The sequence below is a fragment of the Candidatus Frankia nodulisporulans genome, from assembly GCF_902806475.1.
Lineage (GTDB): Bacteria > Actinomycetota > Actinomycetes > Frankiales > Frankiaceae > Frankia > Frankia umida.
In genome coordinates, this window is the sequence record NZ_CADCWS010000206.1 from 1 (window position 1) to 7,594 (window position 7,594).

The 7,594-nt window shown below is 69.6% G+C and carries 6 protein-coding genes; 5 read left to right on the forward strand and 1 reads right to left on the reverse strand.

Features of this window, described 5'->3' with window-relative positions; translation table 11 throughout:
• The 5 genes from G6R24_RS16070 to G6R24_RS16090 form a co-directional block, all read left to right on the forward strand.
• Positions 1 to 451 (forward strand): hypothetical protein (locus G6R24_RS16070; RefSeq protein ID WP_163550057.1); only part of this gene is annotated, 451 nt, incomplete at its 5' end.
• A 59-nt stretch (positions 452 to 510) separates the two neighbouring features.
• Positions 511 to 1,146: a hypothetical protein gene (locus G6R24_RS16075; RefSeq protein WP_163550061.1), complete on the forward strand. Its 636-nt coding sequence runs from the start codon at positions 511 to 513 to the stop codon at positions 1,144 to 1,146.
• Positions 1,146 to 4,427, forward strand: coding sequence for a helicase HerA domain-containing protein (locus tag G6R24_RS16080; RefSeq protein ID WP_225438604.1), 3,282 nt, complete (start codon positions 1,146 to 1,148; stop codon positions 4,425 to 4,427). The genes G6R24_RS16075 and G6R24_RS16080 overlap by 1 nt, the downstream gene beginning before the upstream one ends.
• Positions 4,428 to 4,431: 4 nt before the next feature.
• Complete coding sequence (locus G6R24_RS16085) at positions 4,432 to 4,776, forward strand: PadR family transcriptional regulator (RefSeq protein WP_163550058.1); 345 nt, start codon at positions 4,432 to 4,434, stop codon at positions 4,774 to 4,776.
• Positions 4,777 to 5,253: 477 nt separating this feature from the next.
• A complete protein-coding gene (locus G6R24_RS16090; protein ID WP_163550059.1) occupies positions 5,254 to 5,829 on the forward strand; it encodes a hypothetical protein in 576 nt (191 codons plus the stop codon).
• 470 nt (positions 5,830 to 6,299) lie between these two features.
• On the opposite strand, the gene G6R24_RS16095 is transcribed toward G6R24_RS16090, so the two are convergent.
• Positions 6,300 to 7,594: cation:proton antiporter (locus G6R24_RS16095; RefSeq protein WP_338084445.1), on the reverse strand; the 1,295-nt coding region annotated here is incomplete at its 5' end.

The following is a 7,594-nucleotide window of genomic DNA, read 5'->3' on the forward strand; positions in this document are numbered from 1 at the left end:
CGAGCGAGGCGCCGTCGTCGAACTACGGGAACTCGCCCAGCGCGGTGAATGGATGGCGGCCGAGCTGCTCGCCGGGCTGCTCGCGAGCCTCGGCCGGGTCACCGAGCTGGAGGCACGCGCGAACGCCTCCGATGCCGCCGCCAGACGCCACCTGGTGCGTGTACGCGACAAGCCGCGCGAACCACCGTCCGCGGATCAGCTGAACCAGCTGCGGGCGGTCGCCGACAGCGGCCGCGAGGCCGAAGCCAACGAGCTGACCCAACTGCTCTTCGACGCGGGCGACCGGTTCGGGCTGCTGGCCGAGGTGAACGCCGGTACCCACCGGGCCGCCGAGCGATATCTGGCGCTGCTGGCCTCCGATTCCACGGTCGACCGGATCACCGTACGCACCATCCGGGCCTATGGCCTGGATGCCGACGGCCGGCCCGCCGACGCCACCACCACACCGTGACCATCCAGCACGCCTCCGGGCGGGCCGATGCGGGACAGCAGACCCGCGAAAGGGAAACCGTGGCCGACGACGATCTCACCCCCTCCGACGGAGCCGTCCTGCTCGCCCTGATGGCGGAGGCCCGCGCGATGCTCAACACCGAGCTCTTCGAGCTCTACCGCATCGACGTCCGCAAGCCTCAGCGGGACAAGCTCAACCGGCTGCGGCTGCTGCGCAGCGTGCGCTCCCGTCGCACCTATCAGCATGACCTGGACGAGAAGGGCTGGGTGCGGCTCCAGACGCCGGTGGATGTGAGCAGCCCGCGGGCACGGGCCATCGGCGGAGCTCTGCTCGCGGTACACCTGAACCTGCTCAACCGGGTGGTGCCCCGCAGCGAGTTCGAAAGTCTCGGCGAGATGTTCTCCCGCGCCGCTGTCACCCCGACGCGCCGGCCGGGAAACCTGGAGATCCGGCTGCGCGGTGCCTACACGGCACTCACCGCGGAGCCCGGGGGTTGGGTGTCACTGACCAGAATCCGACCGTTCTTCACCGACGTCGCGCCGGCCGACCTCGATGCGGCGCTGGTCAGTCTCAGCCGGGGCGGCGACGTCAACCTCGTCCCGGAGAACAACCAGAAGATGCTCACCGACGCCGACTGGGCCGCGTCGGTTCGCATCGGCGGTCAGGACAAGCATCTGCTCGCCATCGGAGTGTGATGGACAGCGCGCAGCGGGCCGCCCTGGATTCGATCCAGCTCACCTGGGCGCCGGTACCGGACGACGTCTGGCGGTCGCTTTCCTACCATGTGGACGGCCTGCATCCAGGTGTGGTCCAGGCGGTGGAGATCGGTCTGCGCGAAGCCGCGGACAGCGCGGACGCCAGCCCCATCGGTCTGGTGCTGCAGGGCCAGCGTGGCTCCGGCAAGACCCACCTGCTGGGCTGGCTACGGCGCGAGGCCCAGGAGCAGGGTGGCTATTTCTTTCTCGTCAGCCTCCTGAGCACCAAGGACATCTGGGTAAGCATTCTGACGTCCATGCTCGACGGGCTGGCCCGACCGATGGCGGACGGTGAGACCCAGCTTCGCGTGCTCCTCCGGCGGCTCTCGGCCCGAGTGGGCGTTCCGCCCGCGGAGCGACGTGCGCTGCTGGGCGAGACCGAGCTGACGAAGGAAAAGCTGGACCTGTTCATCTCCGCGATCTCCGCGTCGGACGGCTACGTCTTTCGGACCAGTCGGGACACCGCCCGAGCGCTGGCCCTCAGCGCGTCCCCGGGCACCGACCACCAGAACATCGCCGACGACTACTTCGCCTGCGACGAGGAGAGCACACCCGGAGACCGCGCGTTCTGGGGAACGCGTCGCACCACCCGCACGGCGGAGGAGATCGTCCAGGAGCTGTCGCGCCTGATCGCGTTGACCGGCCCCTCGGTGATGGCCTTCGACCAGATCGACGTCCTGCTCTCGCAGTCCAATCTGCTCGTCGACTCCGCCGCGGCCGGCAGCGAGCCCAGCCACGCTCCCAGCCAGGCCCAGCTGCTTCTGCTCGACAGCATCGCCGGGGGTCTGATGACCCTGCGCGAACGGACCAGGCGCACCTTGACGGTGGTCGCCTGCATCCCCGGCTCCTGGGATCTGATCAAAAAGAAGGCGGTCGACACTGTCCGCGACCGTTTCCGGGAAGCTCCACAGCTGAAGTCGATCAACCGCCCGGACCTCGCCCGTGAGATCGTGGAGCAGCGTTTCAAGCCCTACTTCGCGGCGGCCGATTTCGACCCACCGTATCCGACCTGGCCCATTCATCCGGACGCCTTCTCATCCGGCGGGGACTTCACCCCACGGCAGCTTCTCATCCTCATCGACGCCCACATCCGCGCCTGCCGACTGCGCGATGAGGCCACTGAAATGCGCACCCTCAAGGAGAAGACGACGGGACCACCCCTGAAGGTGGATCCCGACCTTCCGACCATCAGCACGACTGTTCTCGCCCGCTACGACGAGCGATTCGCCGAGCTGAAGCACAAGGCGGATGTGATCACCCCGCTGGAGCCCGACACCGAGGACACCGCGGTGCCGCCCCTGCTGGCCGCCGGCCTCACCGCGTGGATTCTGGAACGGCCGGACAGCCCGAAACGCTTCTCGATCGATCCCGCGCCGAGCGGGCGGCCGGACCTGCACGCCCGGTTGCGCCTCACCCTCGCCGAGGATATCGAGGACGAGGTTCACTGGTGCTTTCGCGCGGTCAGCGGTGGGCACCACGGAAACGCCGCGCTGAACCGACTCCGCAGATCCATCACAGCCGCCGCCCTGGACCCGGAGATCAGCAAGCGAAAGCTTTTTCTACTCCGCCAGGAGGACTGGTCGACCGGGGCCAAGACGCGCGAGTCGCTGGACGTCGTGGAAGCCTCCCACGGCGACACCCTGGCGCTCGACCACGAGGATCTGCGCATCCTCTCGGCGCTGCGGACGATGCTCGACGAGGACCGGAGTTCACCGAGCCACGGGACGTCCGACCTGGGCCAGTGGCTGCTGGCCCGACGCCCCACCGAGACGGTCACGGTGTTGGGTAAGGCGCTCCGCGATGTCGCCGACTGGCTGCCCCCGGAAGCGAGCGCCACCGTCACGCGACCCAAGGACACGCCCACGGAAACGACCTCCGTCGCGGATACCGCTGGGAGCACCCGAACCACCGGAACCACCGGGACCACCCCGCTGGTGCGACCGACCCTCGATATCGGACACGATCACGCGACCGCCGAGCCCGTGGCACTCGAGTTGGAGGCCCTGCGCAAGCATCTGATCGTCATCGCCGGCTCGGGTTCGGGCAAGACGGTGCTCCTGCGCCGCATCGTCGAGGAATGCGCCCTGCGGGGCGTATCCGCGATCGTGCTCGATCCCAACAACGACCTGGCTCGCCTCGGGGACGCCTGGCCAGAGCCGCCGAGCCTCTGGGGTGCGGACGACGGCCCCAGAGCCGTGGAGTACCTGGACAACACCGAGGTCGTGGTGTGGACCCCACGCCGCGAGGCCGGTCGTACGCTCAGCTTTCAGCCCCTGCCGGACTTCCCGGCCACCCTGGCCGACCCTGACGAGTTCGCCGAGGCCGTGGAAGTGGCGGTCGCCGCCCTGGTGCCGCGGGCGATGCTGGACGGAAGGGCGGCGAAGGCACATCTGGGCCGCGCGGTGCTGCGCCGGGCCGTCGAGCACTTCGGCCACCGGGGTGGCACCCGGCTGACCGGCCTGATCTCCCTTCTCGCCGATCTACCGGCGGACATCATCGACCTGGACGGCGCCGAGAAGATAGCCGCGGGGCTCGCCCAGACACTCAGCGCCGCGATGGTCAACGACCCACTGTTCGGCGGCTCCGGCACGCCCGCGGACCCCGGCGTCCTGCTCACCCCGGCGGCAGGAAAGCGTGCCCGCATCTCGGTCATCAGCTTCGTCGGTCTGCCCGACGAGGGCGTCCGGCAGAGCTTCGTGAACCAGCTTCAGATGGCGCTCTTCTCCTGGATCAAGAAGAACCCAGCGGTGGACCGTCCCCTGCTCGGGCTGCTGGTCATGGACGAGGCCCAGACGTTCGTCCCGTCGGGTGCGATGACCGCGTGCACCCAGAGCACACTCGCCCTCGCCTCCCAGGCCCGCAAGTACGGTCTCGGCCTCGTGTTCGCCACCCAGGCACCGCGCGCCCTGCACAACCGGGTGCCAGGCAATGCCGCCACCCAGATGTACGGCCTGCTCAACAGCCCCCACGCAGGTGGAAGTGGCCCGGGAGATGGCGAAGGCCAAGGGCGGCGATGTCCCGGACATCTCACGCCTACGCACCGGCGAGTTCTACGTCGCGCTGGAGGGCGAGGCGCCACGCAAGATCCGAACGCCCCTCAGCCTGAGTTACCACCCACGCGGGCCACTCACCACCGAGGAAGTGGTCGCCCGCGCCCGGCAGTAGACCACGGTGCGCTCAGCGCCGGTCCGACTTATAATAAGATCATCGGTATATGCTGACCACATGGGTATCGATGAGATGCGGGAACCCACGTTCCTGGTGCTGGCGGCGCTCGCTGACGGGGCCAAACACGGGTATGCGCTGATCGGGGAGGTCTCGGCGATCTCCGGCGGGCGGGTGACGTTACGGGCCGGCACGTTGTACGCCGCGCTCGACCGGCTGACCGGGGAGGGCCTGGTGCGCCAGAGCGGCGAGGAGGTGGTCGAGGGCCGGCTACGCCGCTACTACGACCTCACCGACACCGGCGCCGACATCCTCGCTGCGCAGGTTGACCGGCTTCGGTCGAACGCGGCCGAAGCCGACCGCCGGCTGCGGTCCCGGCGGCGGCTGGGAACGGCACCGGCATGACCGCGTCCCGGCTTGAGATCGCCTACCGTCGGCTGCTCCGCTGCTATCCGCCTCGCTGGCGCCACGACCACGGGGACGAGCTCATCGCCACCCTGCTGGACCTGGCCGACGCGACCGGTCGCACCAGACCGAGCCCGGCGGACATCGCGGACCTGGTCGTCCACGGCCTGGCCACCCGACTCGGCGTATCACTGGGCCTGGTGCCCGTGGTGGTGCGGCAGCGGATCGCGATCCTGGCCCTGTCGTCCCTCGCGGTGCTGTCGGCGGGGCTGTTCGTCCTCGGGGAGGTCCTGCCGCGGCCCCTGCCGGTCGACGCGGGCTATCCGCCGGGGGCCGGCCTGACCTTCGGCCCGTTCGTCACCTTCGGCGCGGCGATCTACCCGCTGCCGGTGGCTGCCTTCGTCGCCGCCGCGTCCGGCGCTCCCCGAACTGCCCGTCTTGCTGCTGGGTCTTACGTGTTTCGGGCTGTGCGCCGCCATGCCCGTGGCCGCGTGCACCGGTATCGCCCGGCCACCGCTCTATCTGCTCGTTGTGCTGTTCCTGCTGGCGGGAATGGCATCCGCGGGAATGTCGACCGGGCTGCGCCGCCACGGGCTCTTCACCACCGCGGCGCTGTTCAGCCTGTTCCTGGCGGTGGCCGAGGGCTACGGCTGCGCCGTTACCGGTCGGATCGGGTACCTGCGCCACGACATTCCACTCACCACCTATCGGGGAACGGGTGGCCTGCTCGACAACATTCTGATGATCCTGCCGGCCGCGGTCGGCGTCGGCGTCGTGGTCGCGACCGTGATCAGTGTGCGGCGACCCGGCTGGGCCGTCGCGGTCTTCGTCGTCGGTGCGGCCTGGTCGCTGATGCCCATCGCCGAGTCGATCCGCTACTACCCGCGGGGCTCGGCGAACGACGTCGTCAGCGGCGGCTTTCTCCTCGCCGCCGTCCCCGTCGTCCTTGCAGCCGTTATGGACCTGTCCCGCGCTGCCAGCCCGCACGGGTTGGGATCCGCACCGGCACGTCAGGGATCAGCACCTCCCAGCAACGACCCCGACCAGGGGTGACACCACCTGAGTCTCGGGCAGTCAGCCCGGGCCCGGACCCCGCGGGGACGGCTCCTGGCGCCGACGAATGGAACGGCCATGACTCTGCCGGCCGGCTCGGTGGCAACCGCAGCGCTGTGATCCCGCCACCACAACCCCCCGCAACCGGCCCCACAGCAAGATCCATCTATACGGGTCGCCGTGGGTGGGCATATCGGACACGAACACCCCCACGGCGACCCGTGTGCACCCTGCACACCCGTAGCCTGCTGAAAGCGGCGTCACAGAAGGTGACCGTGATCGAGGGAAGGCGTCGCGTCGCATGAACAAGCCAGCGGAGTCGGCCACGGGACGAGATCGAACCGTTCGCTACGGGCGGCATCGAGGGGAGGTGCCGCACCGCTGTCCGCTCGGCGGTCGCCACCGGCTAGCGCGCCGTCCACAGCATCCCGCCCACCGCCTGGATGAGCGGGGTCACCGTCCGGTCTCGATCAGCTGCCCGTCGGCGGGACGGCGAGGCGGTCTGGCGGCGGGGCCTCGGCCGCTTCGCGGATCCCAGGGTGGCGCGCCGCCGCAGCCTCGTACCAGCGTCCGTAGCGGCGGGCGCCCCACGGTGCGGTGAGGCCGTGCAGGACCACGCTCATACCCACGGTCAGCATCACCACCGTGACGATCTGGTGCTGTTCGGGCAGCCCGCTGGTGGCGACCAGATCCGCGAAGACGATCGACGCCAGCCCCCGTGGCCCGAACCAACCCACATACGCCACGGTCCGCGGGGCGACCTTCGAACCACCCAACGAGACGGCGACCGGGATCATCCGGATGACGGTCAGGCTGAGCAGCCCGTAACCGAACGCCGTCCAGGTCGCGTGGGCGAGGGTCGGTGCCAGCAGCAGGGCGCCGAACAGCACCAGGCTCACCGAGACACCGAGCTGGGCGACATCCTGCGGCGTCTGCTGAGCCGCGGCCAGGCTCTCCCGCCCGACCAGGCCGGTCACGAGACCGGCGGCCCAGGCCGCGATGAAGCCGCTGCCGTCGATCAGGTCCGCCAGCACATAGGCGAGCGTCGCCATCGCCAGCAACGCGAGCGACTGCCACAGCCGACTGGACCAGCCCCTGCGCGCCGACCACCGCAGGGTCAGCGCGCCACCGGCGCCCAACGCCATCCCGATGGCACCGGAAGCCAGCAGGGCGCGCAGAAACACCGACACGGCATGTCCGTTGCCGACGGTGTTCTCCTCCTCCAGTGCCAGGGCCAGGGCCAGGAAGATGGTCACGAACGGAAGTGCCAGCCCGTCGTTGAGACCACCTTCGACGTTCAGCGCATGTCGGATCAGCCGGGGAACCCGCCGGTTGTTGATGACCGGCAACCCGAGGGCCAGGTCGGTGGGTGCCAGGATCGCCGCCAGCAGCGCCGTCTCCCACCGGTCGAGGTCGGGAAACAGCACCGATGCCAGCAGCCAGCCGACGGCGATGGTCAACGGGAATCCGATGCCCAGCAGCCGGCCGGGTAGCGGTGACTCCGTCGCCCAGGGGCCCAGACCGGCCCCCATCGCGTCAGTGAACAGCACGATCACCAGGGTCAGTTCCAGAACGGCGGTAACGCCATGTTCGCCGACGGATGAGGTGATCAGCCCCGAGACCTGGTCGCTGGCCAGCAGGCCGGCCGCGGTGAACACCAGCGCGCCGCTGATCGGTGTCTGCCGCAGGCGCCGTTCCACCAGTGCGTAGGCCATCAGCGTCACCGCCACGACCGCGACCGCGGACTCCAATGCCGTTCTCCTGC